Annotated in this window: 18 protein-coding genes and 1 pseudogene; 16 read left to right on the plus strand and 3 right to left on the minus strand. The window is 72.2% G+C overall.

Features of this window, described 5'->3' with window-relative positions:
* The first annotated feature begins 99 nt into the window (after positions 1 to 99).
* The 7 genes and pseudogenes from HA039_RS18645 (at position 100) to HA039_RS18670 (ending at position 6,010) form a co-directional block, all read left to right on the plus strand.
* Entirely contained in the window at positions 100 to 939 is an 840-nt protein-coding gene (locus HA039_RS18645; RefSeq protein WP_167031095.1) for an alpha/beta hydrolase, read from the plus strand.
* A 118-nt stretch (positions 940 to 1,057) separates the two neighbouring features.
* Positions 1,058 to 1,312, plus strand: a complete 255-nt coding sequence (locus HA039_RS18650; RefSeq protein ID WP_167031098.1) for a MoaD/ThiS family protein — start codon at positions 1,058 to 1,060, stop codon at positions 1,310 to 1,312.
* 838 nt (positions 1,313 to 2,150) lie between these two features.
* Positions 2,151 to 3,404: pseudogene (locus tag HA039_RS34620) on the plus strand (hypothetical protein); the annotation flags it as partial.
* 295 nt (positions 3,405 to 3,699) lie between these two features.
* Positions 3,700 to 4,452, plus strand: a complete 753-nt coding sequence (locus tag HA039_RS18660; protein ID WP_208298647.1) for an LmeA family phospholipid-binding protein — start codon at positions 3,700 to 3,702, stop codon at positions 4,450 to 4,452.
* 150 nt (positions 4,453 to 4,602) lie between these two features.
* Entirely contained in the window at positions 4,603 to 4,680 is a 78-nt protein-coding gene (locus HA039_RS34625) for a putative leader peptide (RefSeq protein WP_425086418.1), read from the plus strand.
* A gap of 174 nt (positions 4,681 to 4,854) precedes the next feature.
* Positions 4,855 to 5,694, plus strand: coding sequence for a sulfurtransferase (locus HA039_RS18665; protein ID WP_167031101.1), 840 nt, complete (start codon positions 4,855 to 4,857; stop codon positions 5,692 to 5,694).
* A 28-nt stretch (positions 5,695 to 5,722) separates the two neighbouring features.
* Entirely contained in the window at positions 5,723 to 6,010 is a 288-nt protein-coding gene (locus HA039_RS18670) for a DUF1416 domain-containing protein (protein WP_161309662.1), read from the plus strand.
* A 158-nt stretch (positions 6,011 to 6,168) separates the two neighbouring features.
* On the opposite strand, the gene HA039_RS18675 is transcribed toward HA039_RS18670, so the two are convergent.
* Complete coding sequence (locus HA039_RS18675; RefSeq protein ID WP_167031104.1) at positions 6,169 to 6,537, minus strand: hypothetical protein; 369 nt, start codon at positions 6,535 to 6,537, stop codon at positions 6,169 to 6,171.
* A gap of 216 nt (positions 6,538 to 6,753) precedes the next feature.
* On the opposite strand from HA039_RS18675, the gene HA039_RS18680 reads away from it, so the two are divergent.
* Positions 6,754 to 7,917 (plus strand): hypothetical protein, encoded by a 1,164-nt coding sequence (locus HA039_RS18680; RefSeq protein WP_167031107.1) that lies wholly within the window; start codon positions 6,754 to 6,756, stop codon positions 7,915 to 7,917.
* Positions 7,918 to 7,972: 55 nt separating this feature from the next.
* The gene (locus HA039_RS18685) at positions 7,973 to 8,251 is read left to right on the plus strand and encodes a DUF3099 domain-containing protein (protein ID WP_167031110.1); all 279 of its coding nucleotides are present in this window, start codon (positions 7,973 to 7,975) and stop codon (positions 8,249 to 8,251) included.
* Positions 8,252 to 8,303: 52 nt separating this feature from the next.
* Here the strand turns inward: HA039_RS18685 and HA039_RS18690 are convergent, their stop codons facing one another.
* Positions 8,304 to 8,693, minus strand: a complete 390-nt coding sequence (locus tag HA039_RS18690) for a DsrE family protein (protein ID WP_167031113.1) — start codon at positions 8,691 to 8,693, stop codon at positions 8,304 to 8,306.
* Between the two features lie 109 nt (positions 8,694 to 8,802).
* Between HA039_RS18690 and HA039_RS18695 the strand changes: the two genes are divergently transcribed.
* The 6 genes from HA039_RS18695 (at position 8,803) to ygfZ (ending at position 13,720) form a co-directional block, all read left to right on the plus strand.
* Positions 8,803 to 9,531 (plus strand): hypothetical protein, encoded by a 729-nt coding sequence (locus tag HA039_RS18695; RefSeq protein ID WP_167031116.1) that lies wholly within the window; start codon positions 8,803 to 8,805, stop codon positions 9,529 to 9,531.
* The gene (locus HA039_RS18700; RefSeq protein WP_243869553.1) at positions 9,528 to 10,391 is read left to right on the plus strand and encodes a hypothetical protein; all 864 of its coding nucleotides are present in this window, start codon (positions 9,528 to 9,530) and stop codon (positions 10,389 to 10,391) included. The genes HA039_RS18695 and HA039_RS18700 overlap by 4 nt, the downstream gene beginning before the upstream one ends.
* Positions 10,388 to 11,275 carry a hypothetical protein gene (locus HA039_RS18705; protein ID WP_167031120.1) on the plus strand — a complete coding sequence of 296 codons (888 nt, stop codon included), beginning with the start codon at positions 10,388 to 10,390 and terminating at the stop codon, positions 11,273 to 11,275. Before HA039_RS18700 ends, HA039_RS18705 begins: the two co-directional genes overlap by 4 nt.
* A 290-nt stretch (positions 11,276 to 11,565) precedes the next feature.
* Complete coding sequence (locus HA039_RS18710) at positions 11,566 to 12,138, plus strand: heme-binding beta-barrel domain-containing protein (protein ID WP_167031123.1); 573 nt, start codon at positions 11,566 to 11,568, stop codon at positions 12,136 to 12,138.
* A gap of 90 nt (positions 12,139 to 12,228) precedes the next feature.
* A complete protein-coding gene (locus HA039_RS18715) occupies positions 12,229 to 12,669 on the plus strand; it encodes a Fur family transcriptional regulator (protein WP_167031126.1) in 441 nt (146 codons plus the stop codon).
* Between the two features lie 85 nt (positions 12,670 to 12,754).
* Positions 12,755 to 13,720, plus strand: coding sequence for a CAF17-like 4Fe-4S cluster assembly/insertion protein YgfZ (gene ygfZ / locus HA039_RS18720; protein WP_167031129.1), 966 nt, complete (start codon positions 12,755 to 12,757; stop codon positions 13,718 to 13,720).
* A 157-nt stretch (positions 13,721 to 13,877) separates the two neighbouring features.
* Here ygfZ and dtd read toward each other — a convergent pair whose 3' ends face one another.
* Complete coding sequence (dtd, locus tag HA039_RS18725; RefSeq protein WP_167031132.1) at positions 13,878 to 14,315, minus strand: D-aminoacyl-tRNA deacylase; 438 nt, start codon at positions 14,313 to 14,315, stop codon at positions 13,878 to 13,880.
* A gap of 279 nt (positions 14,316 to 14,594) precedes the next feature.
* Between dtd and HA039_RS18730 the strand changes: the two genes are divergently transcribed.
* Positions 14,595 to 15,218 carry an RsiG family protein gene (locus tag HA039_RS18730; protein ID WP_167037083.1) on the plus strand — a complete coding sequence of 208 codons (624 nt, stop codon included), beginning with the start codon at positions 14,595 to 14,597 and terminating at the stop codon, positions 15,216 to 15,218.
* The last annotated feature ends 49 nt before the right edge of the window (positions 15,219 to 15,267 follow it).

A 15,267-nucleotide genomic window follows, 5' to 3' on the forward strand; every position in this document is an offset into this window, starting at 1 on the left:
TTCGTCACGCTGTGACATCTGGCTGTAACAACGAGCGGAAAACGCAAAAGGACCCGGGGGCCACTTTGCCCGGATCCTCTTCGCAGCAGAATAGCCCACATGTGCGCAGTGGAAGAGGGTCGATACCGCGGTTCGTCGGACAGCCCGACCGCTCCGAGGGTCGTGCGCACCCTCCTCAGGACCGCGGACGGGGTGCGCCTCGACGCGATGTACGAGCCGTGTACGGCGGGTTTCCCGCAGGATTCGGCGGTGGATCACGAGGGGTTCCGGGGTACGGCGATCGTCGTCGCGCACGGGTTCACGGGGTCGCTCGACCGGCCCGCGATCCGCCGCGCGGCGGAGGTTCTCGCACGCCGGGCGGCTGTCGTGACGTTCTCCTTCCGCGGGCACGGCGCGTCCGGCGGCCGCTCGACGGTCGGTGACCGCGAGGTGCTCGACGTCGCGGCCGCCGTGGAGTGGGCCCGCGCACTCGGGCACACGCGCGTGGTCACGGTCGGCTTCTCGATGGGCGGCTCGGTGGTGCTGCGCCACGCGGCGCTGCACGGGGGGCGCACGGAAGCGAGTTCGGACGCGGTGGTCTCCGTCAGTGCGCCCGCTCGCTGGTACTACCGGGGTACGGCTCCGATGCGCCGCCTGCACTGGGTGGTGACGCGGCCCACCGGACGGTTCGTGGGGCGCGTGGGCTTCCGTACCCGTATCCATGACCGGGACTGGGACCCGGTGCCGCTCTCGCCGGCCGAGGCGGTCCCGCTGATCGCCCCGACCCCGCTGCTGGTCGTGCACGGCGACCGCGATCCGTACTTCCCGCTGGACCACCCGCGCATGCTGGCCGCGGCGGGGCCGGCCGAGCTGTGGGTGGAGCGGGGCATGGGGCACGCGGAGAACGCGGCGGACGAGGCGCTGCTGACGCGGATCGCGGAGTGGCTGGTGCCGGGGTAGGCGGTGGGGTGGGGCCGCTCGGTGGCCGCTCGGTGATGGAGCGGTGTGTGACGTTGTCCACGTGTCGTTCATCATGAGAGGCCGACGACGCCGACGACTGACGTGAGGGAGAGGTGTCATGGCAGCGGGCACGATCCGCTACTGGGCCGCCGCCAAGGCCGCGGCCGGGACGGCGGAGGAGCCGTACACCGCCGACAACCTGGCAGAAGCGCTCGCCGCGGTCCGGCTGAACCACCCGGGCGAACTGGTCCTGGTGCTCCAGCGGTGCTCGTTCCTGGTCGACGGCGCCCCCGTGGGGACCCGCGGGCATGAGACCGTACGGCTTGCCGAGGGCGGCACGGTCGAGGTGCTCCCGCCGTTCGCAGGAGGGTGAACCGCACAGCATGAGCGACGATCAGCAGAACCCGTACGGTCCGGGACACGACCAGTACGGCCGACCGCACGACCCCTACCGGGGCGGCCCCGAGGACCCGGCGCCGACGGCCGATCCGTACGCCGCGGGGGCCGGGGCTCCGGCGGACCCGTACCAGGGCGGGCCGCAGGTGCCCGGGCAGGCGTCGTACGGGGGCTGGGCCGAGCCGCGGCAGGCGGCGCCGTCGGCGCCCGCCTCGCAGACGTGGGAGGGCCAGACGTGGGACACGCAGTACCAACCGCACGTCCAGCGCCAGCAGCCGCCCGCCCAGCAGCAGCCGCAGCCGTCCGCTCAGCAGCAGCACCAGCAGCAGGCGTCCGCCGCGGACACGGCGTACCTGCCGGCGCAGGGCGCGTACCCCCTGCCCCCGGAGAACCCGGCCCAGGCCCCGGCGCCGGCCGCGTACGAGCCGCGCCGCAGGGGCCGCCACCAGGCGCCCGCGGCCGCGCCTGCCACTGACGGGTACGGGGGGCCGGGAGGGAGGTCGTACGGCGGCCCCGAGGGCCTGGGGTCGTTCGCGGGCCCGGGGTCGTACGGGGGACCCGCCGGAGCGGGGTCGTACGGAGGGCCCGCGGGAGCCGGGTCTCCTGCGGGGGCCGGGGGCCATCCCGGGCCCGCGGCGCCGAACGGGTCCGTGGGGCCCCGCGGACCCGTCACGCCTGAGGCGCACGGCGGTCCCGGGACCCAGGGAGGTCCCACCGGCCCGACCGGATACGGGGCACCCGCGGCGGAGACCGGGGCGGCCCGGGGCCACTCGGGGTCCGACGGGCGGACGGGGTCCGGCCCGTACGCGGGGCCGGACGGATACCCGGCGTCCGGCGCGCACACCGCGTCCGCCGGATACGGGGCGGCGTCCGACGGACGCGGGGCGTCTTCCGCGCACCCGGGACCGAACGGCCAGCCGGGATCGAACGGCTACCCGGGATCGAACGGGCACCCGGGATCGAACGGGCACCCGGCGTCCGGCGCGCACACCGCGTCCGCCGGATACGGGGCGGCGTCCGACGGACGCGGGGCGTCTTCCGCGCACCCGGGACCGAACGGTCAGCCGGGACCGAACGGGCACGCAGGCCCCGACGGGCAGGCCCGGCCCCACGCCTACCCGGCGTCCCCCGCGCCCATGGGGTCCGGTGCCTACGCGGCCTCAGGGGCCCACGTCGGCCCCGCGCAGGGTGCCGGCGGCCCCTTCGGCGCGTTCGGCCAGGGGCCGGGTCAGGGAGGCCCCCAGGCCGCCCCCGCGTCCACCCCCACGCCCGCCGACGGATACAGCCCGCCCACCACCCTGGGCAACGCCCGCATCACCGACGCCCAGCGCGCCCGTGCCGAGGGGCGGTCGCCGATCATCCCGCCCGGCATGCAGCCCGCGGGGCTCACCGCGCTGCTCGGGCTGCTCCTCGCCGGGGGCGCCGCCCTCGGCCCGTACGGCCTGCTCGTCCCGCTCGTCCTGCTCCAGGCCGTCACCGCAGCCGGGTGGTTCCGGCTCAACGGCATGTGGCCGGCCCGCCAGGGCATCGCGCTCGCGTTCCTCGGCGGGCTGGTCTCCGACGTCGTCCTGCTGTCCGTGGGCAAGGAGAACGGCCCCGCCGCGATCCTCGGCACGCTCGGCATCTGGGTGCTGCTGACGCTCGTACTCCAGCTGCGCAGCCACGCGGGCGCCGACGAGCGCATGCAGGGCCTGATGGCCACCGTCGCCTCGGCCGCGCTCGCCATCCTCGCCACCGGCCATCTCGCGGCCGTCCCGGACGCGGTGGTCGTCGGCGCGATCGCCGTCGCCGTGGCGACCGTCGCGCGGGCGCTGCCGCTGCCCGGCGTGGTCTCCGTCGTCGTGGCCCTGCTGGCCGCGACCGGCGCCGGGCTCGTGGCGGGCGGACTGACGGACCTCGGGGCGAAGGGCGCGCTGCTCGGCCTCGGGGCCGGGGTGTGCGCGCTGATCGGTCTGCGCGCGGCGAGTTACGACTACCCGTCGCGCTTCGTGCACATGACGGCCGGGGTGGCGCTGCCGCTCACGGCCGCCGCGCCGGCGGTGTACCTGCTGGGCCGCGCGCTGTCCTGAGCGAGGACTGAGCGAGGTCCGAGCGAGGCCTGAGCGAGGAGGCGGGGGCGGGCGGTCCGCGATGACGGAACGCCCGCCCCCGCCGACGCCCGCCCCGCCAAGACCCCGCCCACGCCAACTCCCGCCTGTATCCCACCTGTACGTGACCTGTGTACGCCCGTACAGGCCGGGAACCGTTCGTTCCCCCCGGACGTCGATCCCTCCGGCGAGAGCGCTTCCGGCCGGGGTTACGCTCACGGTCGTCAGGGGGGCCCGGAATCGAACAGAGAACAATCAGGGTGGGGGACACCGAGCAATGCGCGCACTGCGAATACTGCTGATACTCGTCGTGATCTTCGGAGGGCTGTTCGTCGCCGCGGACCGCGCCGCCGTCTACTTCGCCCAGGGGCAGGTCGCCGACAAGATCAGGACGAGCCAGGGGCTCAGCTCCACCCCCACGGTCTCCATCAAGGGCTTCCCGTTCCTGACCCAGGTCGTGGGCTCCTCGCTGGACCAGGTGGACATCAGCATGGGCAGCCTCGACGCCACCGCGGAGGGCCAGACGGTCAAGGTGACCGACGTCCACGCGGAACTGCGGGACGTCACCATCGACAGCAGCTTCTCCTCCGCCACGGCCGGACAGGCCAGCGGCTCGGCGCGCGTCTCGTACGCGGACCTCGCGAGGACGGCGCCGAAGGGCGCGACCATCGGTTACGCGGGCGCCGAGCGCGCCGCCAAGGGCCAGGTCAAGATCTCGGGCCCGGCGACCGACATCCTGGCGGGCGCGGACATCCCCGTCCCCGACGTCGTGGCCGGCGCCCTCCAGGGCCAGGACATCACTGTGTACTGCACGGCGGCGCTCAAGGGCGGCAACACCGCCACGTTCCAGGCCGTCGAGGTCGGCGACCTGCCGATCCCCGGCCTGGACGACCAGATCAAGGGCCTGGTCGACTCGTACGACCTGAAGATCGACGGCCTCCCGTCGAGCATCACCCTGGACAAGGTCACCGCCACCGAAGAAGGCCTCCGCTTCTCCGGCAACGGCACGAACGTCGCCCTCGCGGGCTGAGGGGCGGACGCCGCCGGTCGCTCCTCTTGACCGCCGCGGCGCGGGATTCCTGGGGTCATCCGATTTCGTCTCGCATGTCGGACGATCGCGTCTCGCCATTTGACACGGCGGTGACATGTCCGGCATGACGTACCTACGATCGGAACCATGATGCGACAGGCGGACCTCACGAAGCGGCGGGCAGTGGACCTGTGCCGCGTTTCCGCCATGCTCTGTCGCACTTTCTGAGCGGGCCCGTTCTCTCAGGTTCTCCCGCACTCCCGTGAACGCAATCGCCCGGGCCCTCGTGTGCTCAGTCAGGGCCCCCCACGCGTCGTAAGCAGGCCTCCCCGCCCTGTGCGCGGAAGCCGCTCCCCGCCCCACCCGCACCATCTCGCCGTATCTGCCCCGGAGGAGAACAGCATGAGCCGCAGTGACGTCCTGGTAGACGCCGACTGGGTCGAGGCCCACATCGACGACCCGAAGGTTGTCATCGTCGAGGTCGACGAGGACACCTCGGCCTACGACAAGAACCACATCAAGAACGCCGTCAGGATCGACTGGAAGACCGACCTCCAGGACCCGGTCCGCCGTGACTTCGTCGACCAGGAGGGCTTCGAGAAGCTCCTGTCCGCGAAGGGCATCGGTAACGACGACACCGTCATCCTGTACGGCGGCAACAACAACTGGTTCGCGTCCTACGCGTACTGGTACTTCAAGCTGTACGGCCACGACTCCGTCAAGCTTCTCGACGGTGGCCGCAAGAAGTGGGAGCTGGACTCCCGCGACCTGGTCGAGGCCGTGCCGCAGCGCGCCGAGACCTCGTACCGGGCCAAGGCCCAGAACACCGCCATCCGCGCCTTCCGTGACGACGCCGTCGCCGCGATCGGCACGCAGAACCTGGTCGACGTGCGCTCGCCCGACGAGTTCAGCGGCAAGCTGCTCGCCCCCGCGCACCTCCCCCAGGAGCAGTCGCAGCGCCCCGGCCACATCCCGACCGCGCGCAACATCCCGTGGTCGAAGAACGCCAACGACGACGGTACGTTCCGCTCCGACGACGAGCTCAAGGAGCTGTACGCCGAGGAGCAGATCGACCTCTCCAAGGACACCGTCGCGTACTGCCGTATCGGCGAGCGCTCGGCCCTGACGTGGTTCGTCCTGCACGAGCTGCTCGGTGTCGAGAACGTCAAGAACTACGACGGCTCGTGGACCGAGTACGGCTCCCTCGTGGGTGTGCCGATCGAGCTCGGCGCCAACAAGTAATCCGTCCCGACCTGTAAGGACTGAACGTATGTGTGGAGCACAGGCCGGCGGCCCCGACGCCTCGACGATCAAGCCCGGTGAAACGACCATCCAGGGTTCCGTGACCAAGGACGGCCAGCCCGTCACCGGTTACGTACGCCTGCTGGACTCGACCGGCGAGTTCACCGCGGAGGTCCCGACCTCGGCGACCGGACAGTTCCGCTTCTACGCGGCCGAGGGCACATGGACCGTACGGGCCCTCGTCCCCGGCGGCACGGCGGACCGCACGGTCGTCGCGCAGACGGGCGGCCTCTCGGAGGTCGCGATCGCGGTCTGAGCGACGCGCGACGGACACAGTCGACGCCTATGGGTCGACGGACAAAGTAGTGACCGGCCGGAGGGCCGCACCCCAGGGGGTTGGACGCCACTGGAAGGGGTGCGGCCCTCCGCGCCGTTCGCGTTCCCCGCGGCGGATCCCGGACGCTTGTCACCTTCTCAGGGCCGGAGTTGCCGTGCCTGCGGGTCGTAGCAGTTGAGGCCCATGGACGAAGCGACCTCCGCCGCGTGGGCGGATGCCTCGACCGCCATGCTCCAGCGCACGGGGAAGTAGATCAGCGGGCCGCGGGCCTCGCTGATCAGCGGCCCGGTCGACCAAGGCGAGAGGTCGTCCTCGTCCTCGGTGTCCGCGGTGAGATCCCGCCACCGTTCCAGGAGCGCGGCCACGAAGGCCGCTATGCGCTCCACGGGCGGAACCGCGGGCTCCCGCGCGCCGATGTACCGGTCGTACAGCTCGGTGAAGCACCGGGATGCGAGGGCGTCGTCCGCCGGGCGCGGGCCCTCCCACACAGCCAGGTCGTAGCTCATGGACGCACCCTGCCATTCGTCACTGACACCGGGACCAGGGGGCGAGGGGCCGGGCAGGTCTGTGGATTTGGGGTGAACGCATGTTCATCATGACAGGTCAGCGCCGTTTTTCGTAGGACGGAACGCACAGTTCGCGAGGCTTGTCCGGTCCGTTCCGTGCCGCTCAGAATCTCCTTCGTGCGTCATTCGCGGACTGGGGGAACGGTGACGGAAACTGTGACGATCGATCACGACGCGGTGCTGCGGGCCCGTGTGTTGCTGCTGGGGTCCCGGCAGCCGGGCCGGGCCGAACTGGTGGACGCGTACCGGGTGTTGGCCGAGGTGAGTCCGAAGGCGTACCTGCCGGGACTGGTCGACGCCCTGCTCGCGCTGCGCTACGGGAGCCGGGATCCGAAGGTGGGCCTCGAACTCGCCGCCGAGGCGTCCCGGGCCGCGCGCCGGACAGAGGCCGGGGCGCCGCGCCGGGAGGAGGGGTTGCGGCGGGCCCTGGACGCCTATCAGGCCTCGCTGTTCGCGCTCGGGCGCAGGGCGGAAGGCCGCGCGATCTGTGCGGAGCTGGCGGAGGCCGGCCGGAGCGGGCCCCTGGCGAGAGTGCTGGCCGAGGAGGGGTACTTCAGGGAGGCCGCGGCGCTCGACGAAGAGGGCGCCGGGAACGGGAGCGCGGGGCGCTCCTTCGAGACCATGGTCCGGTGGGCGGCGAACCTGGAGGGCGCCGGGCTGCACGACGCCGCGTCGGCCGTCTTTCGCGAGCGTCTCGAGGAGACGCGGCGCGGGGTGGCCCAGCAGCGCACCGCCCTGGAGACGCTCACCTGGGAGTTGGTCCACTTCTCCCGGATGCGGGACGCCGCCGGGGACGCGGCGGGTGCCGCGGGCGTCCGGCGAGAGGCATGGGGGGCCCTGGAGGAGTTGGCGGCCACGGGAAAGCCGGGCCACCCCTGCCTCCTCGGGTGCTGGAGCACGCTGTTCGTCCTGTCGGGGCGGGCGGCCGAACCCGCCGCGAGCCCCGAGTCCCCGATGCCGCCGTTCGGCACGGAGCCGCGCTGGTCGGGCGACGTGCGGGACAGGTTCCTCGGCATGCTCCCGGACCTCGAGGCGGAGGCCGCGCGGCTGCGCGGGGCCGACCTGCTGCCTGAGCTGGTGGACGTCCGACGCAGGATCGGCGTCCGCGCGGCGGCCCGTGACGGCAACCAGCCCTACCTGTTCGAGGAGCGGTTCACGCCGTACTTCGACGAGGGGGTGACACTCGCCCGCCGCCTGTCCGACGACCCCGCGCGCCTCGCGCGCGCCCTCACCGACCGGTCGATGTTCCTCGTCGCGACGCGGTCCTTCGTACCCGCGCACGCCGACTTCGCGGAAGCGGTCGCCCTTCTCGGCGATTGACGCCCCGGGCCGCCGGGACCGTACGCGCGGCGCGTCGCGGTCGTACGCTGGACGTATGTACACGCGACGCCGTCGCGGCTATTTCCTGCTCATGGGCGGATGCCTGATCCTCTTCGTCTCCGCCTGGTCCTTCGTGCGGATCTGGTCGATCCCGGCGGCCATCGGAATGTGTGTGGTGGCCATGGTCATCCCGCCCGTCGCGGCGATCGTCGGCAACAGCCGCGGCCGTGACGACCACTGGTGGGACGAGAAGCCGAAGGACGAGCCGAACAAGCCCGACGGGCACGACGACTCCTGGACGGATCTCGGTACGAAGGCGAAGAGGCGCCGCTGAGCGGCTGGACGCGCGGCCGGACGGTGCGTGGGCGGACGGTGTGCGGCGCGGGTCAGTAGACGAGTGCCTGCACGCCGTCCGCCATGATCTCGCTGACGAACACCTGCGAGCCCGCGATCCGTACCCCCTCCAGGACATCGGCCTGCGTGATGTCACGCCGGGCCGCGCACTGGGTGCACAGCGTGATCTCCCCCGCCGCCCGGATCGACTCGATCAGGTCCGGCAGCGGCGCGGCGTGCGGCAGCTCGAACTCCGCCGCCCTGCCCGGCAGGGCGAACCACGCGGCCTCGCCCGTCAGCCACAGCGAGACCCGCACGCCGCTGGCGACGGCGACCGCCGCCACGGTGAAGGCCTGGGAACAGCGCTCGGGCTCGTTCGCCCCAGCCGTCACTTTGATCACAAGGGTCTTCTGCGCGGCCTCTGCCGTCCTCACCGTTTCCATGAGCCGAACTGTAATCTTCCGCCGCACAACCCGGCCGCCCCTTCGCAGGTCAGCTCTGTGTGCGGGTCGATGGAACGCGCACGCGGATGTTGTGTGAGGGGACTTTCCGTTGGAACCGAAGCCACCGCGCCGCCGTGGCCGTACCACCTTGATCGTCGGCGTGGCCGCGCTGCTCGGTGCGGTCGCGGGTACGGCGACCGGATACACGATCCAGGCGGACCGCCCGCCGACCGCACTGCCACCGCTCTCCCAGCCGGGGCTGGCCTATCCCGCGAAGGCGCTGCCGGCGGGGACGAAGGTGAAGGCGCTGTCCGCGGAGGAGGACAGCCAGGTGAGGACGGACGGAGACCTGCGCAAGCTGTTGCTCGGGAAGCCCGAGGGGGTGCGGGAGGCGCCGTCGGACTACATCGTGGACGGCTGGTCGCAGCTCCCCCTCTACACGGGCGAGGCGGAGCGGCCGAGTGCCATGTTCGGCTTCCTGGCCGGGCTCGACTTCCGCAGGGTGGCCGCGACGTCCTGGGACCAGCCGGGGGATCACGTGACCAACATCGACCTCGTGCAGTTCGGTCCCGGTCCGAACTTCGGGGCACGTGACCTGGCGGACGATCAGACGGCGTACTCCGAGTCGCTCGGCGGCCCGGGCGAGCCGATCAAGAACAGCTCCAACGGCCACTACTGGGTGTTCAAGGCCCGCCACGAGGCCGGATTCCTGCCGTACTACGCCCGCGCCCTCGCCCATCGGGGCGACGTGGTGGTCGACATCAACATCTTCGACAGCAAGCCGATCGCCGCGTCGGAGATCCGCGACCTGGCCGAGCGGCAACTGGAGCGCCTGTGAACGACAACGAGCCGGTGAACGATGAGCCGGTGAAGGACGAGCCCGTGAACGACGAGTCGGTGAAGGACGAGCCCGTCCGGGACGAGCCGGTGAACGACGGTCTCCCGGTCGCCTCCCGCGGTCGTGCGCGACGCCTTCTCGGAGTCGTACTGCCCGCGGTCCTCGTCCTCGGCGCGGTCGGCGGCGGCGTCGGCTACATCGGCGTCACCGTCCAGGACGCGGACAGGTCCGCCGTCACCGAGGTGTGGCAGAAGCCCGACCGCGAGCCGGCCCCCGACCCCGTCGCGCACGCGGGCAAGGGCCGTACGGACAACGAGCTCAGCCGCAAGCTGTTGCCCGTCCCCGACGGCTACCGCCTCGGACCGGACATCGGGGGCGACGGCAACGACAGCCACTTCTCGGCCCGGGCGGCGACGGCCATGGCGAAGTCCCTGGGGGACGGTCTGACGGGCCCGGCCCGGAGGAGCTTCGACAAGGCGGTCGACAAGCTCGGTGTGAAGGGCATCGCCCTGCGTACGTACACCGCGTACGCGGACGACCTGGTGGTCCAGATCTCCCTTCAGCAGCTGCGCGATCCCGCCCTGGTCAAGTCCGCGTTCACCCGGCAGGCCCGCCTCATGGACGCGGGGGAGAAGGGGCCTGACGTCGAGGGCCACAAGAAGGACGCCACGTGCATGCTCGTTCCCGAGGGGGACGAGGAGAGCGCCGAGAGCCTCTCGGCGATGCAGTGTCTTGCGTACGACGGCGACCTGGTCATCTCTGTCGTGGCGTACGGCCCGTACACCTTCAGGGACACCGCCGTCGCGGATCTGCTGAAGGAACAGCTCGACCACATCGCGGACCCGGGGGAGTACGTATGACCGAGCAGATCGTGCCCCCGCGTCCGGAGCAGGGCGTGCCGGAGCAGCCGGGAGAGATCGTGCCCCCGCCGCTGCCCCTCACCCCACCGCCGACCGCCACCCCGCCGCCCGCCACCCCCAGGCCGGCCCGCCCCGCGTTGCGGGCCCTCGCCCGCTGGACGGCCGCCGTGCTCGCGTTCGCGGCCCTCGGCGCCGGCACCGCGTTCGGTGTCAGCGGTCCGGAACGCGGCGACGTGCCCGGGCTGTCCACCCGGAGCGACGGCCGGTGGGCGTACCCGAAGCTCACCCTCCCGGCGCTGCCCGCCGGGTCCCCGCGCCCGTTCACCACGGGCAACGCCGGGGAGATCCACTACGCGGACCTGCGCGAACTGCTGCTGCCCGCCCCCCAGGGCGCCGTCGTGGACAAGAAGCTGGCCGGGGGCTGGGTCAGCTCGGAGCAGTACCTGTCCGAGTACAACAAGGGCCACCGCTCCGCCCTCCGGACCTCGCTGCGCGACTACGGCGTACGGCACATCGCGGCGCGCGGCTGGACGATGCCGGACGGCACGGTCTCACGGGTCTATCTGCTGCAGTTCCGGTCGGTCGCGTTCGCCGACGCGTATCAGCAGGAGCGGACCGAGAGGGGAGAGGTCACGCGCACGCCGCTGAACGAGTCCCCGGCCGACACGTTGGACGAGCACTGGACCGGCAACTCGGATGTGCCGGAAACCACCACCTACGTCTTCGAGGAGACGAAGCCGTACGGCGAGAACGACATACAGGTCCGGCAGGCGTACATCGTCGCCGGTGACACCGTCGCGCTGGTCTTCCACCAGAAGAAGGGCGGCGCCCCGTCCGCGCCCTTCTACCAGACCGTGATCCTCCAGAATCAGCTGCTCGGCTGAGCGGCCCACCCCTCCCGTACCCCAGGGACCTCGGGGAGAGGGCCGGGCCGCCACCCATTAGGCTGGGGCCCGGTCCGTACCGTCCATCGCTCTCCGAGGAGCACCCCGTGCTTGAGGACGTCTTCACCGCCCTGCTGGTCCTGGTCTGCGTCGGCGTGCTCGCCTTCTCCGCCCTGACCGTGAAGAAGCTCTACCAGGGCCAGCGCTGACGTCCGGATCACGGATCCGGACCCGGCCCCGCCCCGTCGCCCTTCACCGCCTCTGCCCTCTACAGATCGCCTGAGCCGCTCATGATCGAGATTCCGTCCGACCTGAACCCGGACCTCGTCCCCCTGGCCTTCCTCCTCGGCCGCTGGGAGGGCGTCGGCGTGTTCGACTTCCCCGGTGACGAGAAGGCCAATTTCGGCCAGGAAGTCACGTTCAGCCACGACGGCCGGGACTTCGTCGAGTACGTCTCGCACACGTGGGCGCTCGACGCCGAGGGCAACAAGCTCAGGCCCATCGAGTCGGAGTCCGGCTTCTGGCGCATCGACAAGGACCGCAAGGTCGAGGTTGTGATGGTCCGCGACCAGGGCGTCGTGGAGATCTGGTACGGCGAGCTGGCCGACCAGAAGCCGCAGATCGACCTGGTGACCGACGCGGTGGCCCGTACCGCCGCCGCCGGCCCGTACAGCGGTGGCAAGCGGCTCTACGGCTACGTGAAGAGCGACCTGATGTGGGTCGGCGAGAAGGCGACGCCCGAGGTGCCGCTGCGGCCGTACATGTCCGCGCACCTCAAGAAGGTCGTCACCCCCGAGCAGGTCGCGGCCTGGGCGAAGGACCTCGGTGACCTGCCGGACGACGGCATCGCGTTCTTCAAGTAGGACCGCGTGGGCGTGGGCGTCGGCGGGGCTGTCCGATGCGGTCCCGTCAGCACCCCTCGTACCGCCGCGCCACCTGCCTACACTGGGCGTGTGGTGAGCACCGACTGGAAGAGCGACCTCCGCGAGCGCGGCTACCGGCTGACGCCCCAGCGCCAGCTTGTCCTCGAAGCCGTCGACACCCTGGAGCACGCGACTCCGGACGACATCCTCGGCGAGGTCCGCAGAACCGCCTCCGGGGTCAACATCTCCACCGTCTACCGGACCCTGGAGCTGCTGGAGGAACTGGGCCTGGTCTCCCACGCCCACCTCGGGCACGGCGCCCCGACGTACCACCTCGCCGACCGCCACCACCACATCCACATGGTCTGCCGGGACTGTACGAACGTGATCGAGGCGGACGTCGCGGTCGCCGCAGACTTCACCAGGAAGCTGCGCGAGGACCACGGCTTCACCACCGACATGAAGCACTTCGCGATCTTCGGCCGCTGCGCGGACTGCGCGGCGCGTCTGGCGCCGGACTCGGAGGCGTAGCCACGGAGTGGGAGACGGGGGCGTAGCCACCAGGCCCTGGCCCTCGCCCCGGACACGAGTCCCGGCGAGTCGTACGCTTACCGGTATGAAGAGCCCCCTGCTGTCTCTGCCCGGAGCCGTCGCCGCCGAAGGATCGGACGAAGGGGTCGCCGCCCACTACGGCGACCTGTTCCGAGAACAGCGCGCGCTGGCGGACGGCACCGGACTCGTCGACCTCTCCCACCGCGGCGTCGTCACGGTCACCGGCGACGACCGGCTCGCCTGGCTGCACCTGCTGCTCACCCAGCACGTCAGCGAACTGGCGCCGGGCGAGGCGACCGAGGCGCTGGTCCTCTCCGCGAACGGCCACATCGAGCACGCGCTCTACCTCGTGGACGACGGCGCGACCACCTGGGCGCACGTCGAACCGGGCACGCGCGAGGCGCTCGTCGCGTACCTGGAGTCGATGAAGTTCTTCTACCGCGTCGAGGTCGCCGACCGTACGGACGACATCGCGCTCGTCCACCTGCCGGCCGGCTCCATCGCGGAGGTGCCCGAGGGGACCGCCGTACGGGAGACGCCGTACGGCCGGGACCTGTTCCTGCCGCGCGAGGGCCTGGAGGCCTACGCCGCCGCGCACGGCCCGCTGGCCGGGATCCTCGCGTACGAGGCGCTGCGCGTCGAGAACCACCGGCCGCGCCTCGGCTTCGAGACCGACCACCGCACGATCCCGCACGAGCTGGGGTGGATCGGCAGCGCCGTCCACCTCCAGAAGGGCTGCTACCGCGGCCAGGAGACCGTGGCGCGCGTCCAGAACCTGGGGAAGCCGCCGCGGCGGCTGGTCTTCCTGCACCTGGACGGCAGCGAGGTCCTGCTCCCCGGGCACGGCACGCCGATCAGGCTCGCCGCCGACGGCGCCGAGGGGCGGCAGCTCGGCTTCATCACCACGTCGGCCCGCCACCACGAGCTGGGGCCGATCGCGCTGGCCCTGGTCAAGCGCAACGTGCCGGTGGACGCGGAGCTGATGGCGGGGGACACGGCGGCGGCGCAGGAAGCGGTGGTGGAGGTCTGAGCGACCTCCTGATGCGCGGGGGTCGGGGTGGGCGGGCGTCGCTGGTGTGCCGGGGCGGGTGCGGCGAAGCCGGTGTGCCGGGGCGGGTGCGGCGAAGCCGGTGTGCCGGGGCGGGTGCTTGCGGCGAAGCTCCCGCCTCACATCTGAAGCTCCCGCCTCACATCTCCAGTTGCACCGTGAACGGGCCGTGATTCGTGAGCGAGACGCGCATGTCCGCCCCGAACCGGCCCGTCTCCACCGTCGCCCCCAACTCCCGCAGCCGCGCCACCACCTCGTCCACCAGCGGCTCGGCCACCGGACCCGGCGCGGCGGCGTTCCAGGTGGGGCGGCGGCCCTTGCGGGCGTCCCCGTAGAGAGTGAACTGCGAAATCACCAGGAGCGGGGCGTTCACGTCCGAACAGGACTTCTCGCCCTCCAGGATCCGCAGCGACCAGAGCTTGCGGGCGAGTTGTCCCGCCTTCTCCGCCGTGTCCTCGTGGGTGACTCCCACCAGCACACACAGGCCCTCACCGACGATCTCGCCCACGGTTTCCGTCCCCGCGTCCGTCACCACGGAGACCTTCGCGCCGTCGACCCTCTGCACCACCGCTCGCATGAGGACCAATCTATCGGGGGCCGAACGGGTGCAGAGTGCCCGCACGTGCAGGTGCATGAGTGGCACCATGCACGGAGGCGGTGCGCTCGCGCACCGGTCGAGGGATGGGGAGTACGCGTGACGAGTACATCTGGCGCCGGGCAGCCGTCCGGCCCCGTACCGAGGACCCGCACGACCAGCGGTACGGGCAGCAGCCCCGCGGCCAAGGCGGTGGGCGGCCAGGCGGGCGGCCCGCTGGGCGGCGGGCAGGCGGGACCGGCCAGGGGGACGGGTCAGGTCATGGGCACGGGGCAGGTCATGGGCGCCGGGCAGGCCGGCGGCGGCACCCCGGGCGTACGGCCCCCGGTCCAGCGGACCGGCGGCGAGGGCGTCCTGCCCGCCCCCCGGCCGTACGACTTCACCGTCCTCAGGCTGCCCGAGCTGCGCGCGCTGCGCCGCGACTCGCAGCGCGACGAGGCCGACCTCAGCTACCTGCGCCGGCTGCTCCAGGGGCGCATCGACATCCTGCGGGCCGAGCTGGCCCGCCGTACCGCGCCGCCCGAGACGCCGGTGCTGGACCGGGCCCCGGGGGCCCCGGGGACGTCCGTGGTGGACCGGCTGTCCGAGATCCTCGCCGACGCGCCCTCCCGGCACCGCTCCTCCGCCCGGCACGTGACGCTCTCCACCCCGCGCAGCGAGGAGTACCGGCTGCTGGCGGCGGAGACGCTCGCCGAGGTCGAGCTGTCGGACCTGGAGGCCCGTACGGACGACGAGCTGCACGCCGCGATGGGGCGGCTGGTACGCAACGAGCAGCAGATCTCGCGCCGCCGTCACCAGCTCCAGCGCACGGCGGACGACTGCATCGGGGAGATCGCCCGCAGGTACCGTGACGGGGAAGCACAAGTGGACGACCTGCTGACGTAGGACCGGCCGGCCGGCGAGGGTTCGCCGGTCCGCCGGTCCGGGGCTCACG

It is taken from the genome of Streptomyces liangshanensis (genome assembly GCF_011694815.1).
GTDB classification, from domain to species: Bacteria; Actinomycetota; Actinomycetes; order Streptomycetales; family Streptomycetaceae; genus Streptomyces; species Streptomyces liangshanensis.

Bases quoted from the DNA above. Each gene is read 5' to 3' on its own strand.
- dtd (WP_167031132.1), bottom strand. From the start codon at position 14,315: ATGCGAGCGGTGGTGCAGAGGGTCGACGGCGCGAAGGTCTCCGTGGTG.
- ygfZ (WP_167031129.1), top strand. From the start codon at position 12,755: ATGAAGAGCCCCCTGCTGTCTCTGCCCGGAGCCGTCGCCGCCGAAGGA.
- HA039_RS18730 (WP_167037083.1), top strand. From the start codon at position 14,595: ATGGGCACGGGGCAGGTCATGGGCGCCGGGCAGGCCGGCGGCGGCACC.
- HA039_RS18670 (WP_161309662.1), top strand. From the start codon at position 5,723: ATGTGTGGAGCACAGGCCGGCGGCCCCGACGCCTCGACGATCAAGCCC.
- HA039_RS18705 (WP_167031120.1), top strand. From the start codon at position 10,388: ATGACCGAGCAGATCGTGCCCCCGCGTCCGGAGCAGGGCGTGCCGGAG.
- HA039_RS18710 (WP_167031123.1), top strand. From the start codon at position 11,566: ATGATCGAGATTCCGTCCGACCTGAACCCGGACCTCGTCCCCCTGGCC.
- HA039_RS18690 (WP_167031113.1), bottom strand. From the start codon at position 8,693: ATGGAAACGGTGAGGACGGCAGAGGCCGCGCAGAAGACCCTTGTGATC.
- HA039_RS18650 (WP_167031098.1), top strand. From the start codon at position 1,058: ATGGCAGCGGGCACGATCCGCTACTGGGCCGCCGCCAAGGCCGCGGCC.
- HA039_RS18685 (WP_167031110.1), top strand. From the start codon at position 7,973: ATGTACACGCGACGCCGTCGCGGCTATTTCCTGCTCATGGGCGGATGC.
- HA039_RS18675 (WP_167031104.1), bottom strand. From the start codon at position 6,537: ATGAGCTACGACCTGGCTGTGTGGGAGGGCCCGCGCCCGGCGGACGAC.
- HA039_RS18660 (WP_208298647.1), top strand. From the start codon at position 3,700: ATGCGCGCACTGCGAATACTGCTGATACTCGTCGTGATCTTCGGAGGG.
- HA039_RS34625 (WP_425086418.1), top strand. From the start codon at position 4,603: ATGCGACAGGCGGACCTCACGAAGCGGCGGGCAGTGGACCTGTGCCGC.
- HA039_RS18645 (WP_167031095.1), top strand. From the start codon at position 100: ATGTGCGCAGTGGAAGAGGGTCGATACCGCGGTTCGTCGGACAGCCCG.
- HA039_RS18665 (WP_167031101.1), top strand. From the start codon at position 4,855: ATGAGCCGCAGTGACGTCCTGGTAGACGCCGACTGGGTCGAGGCCCAC.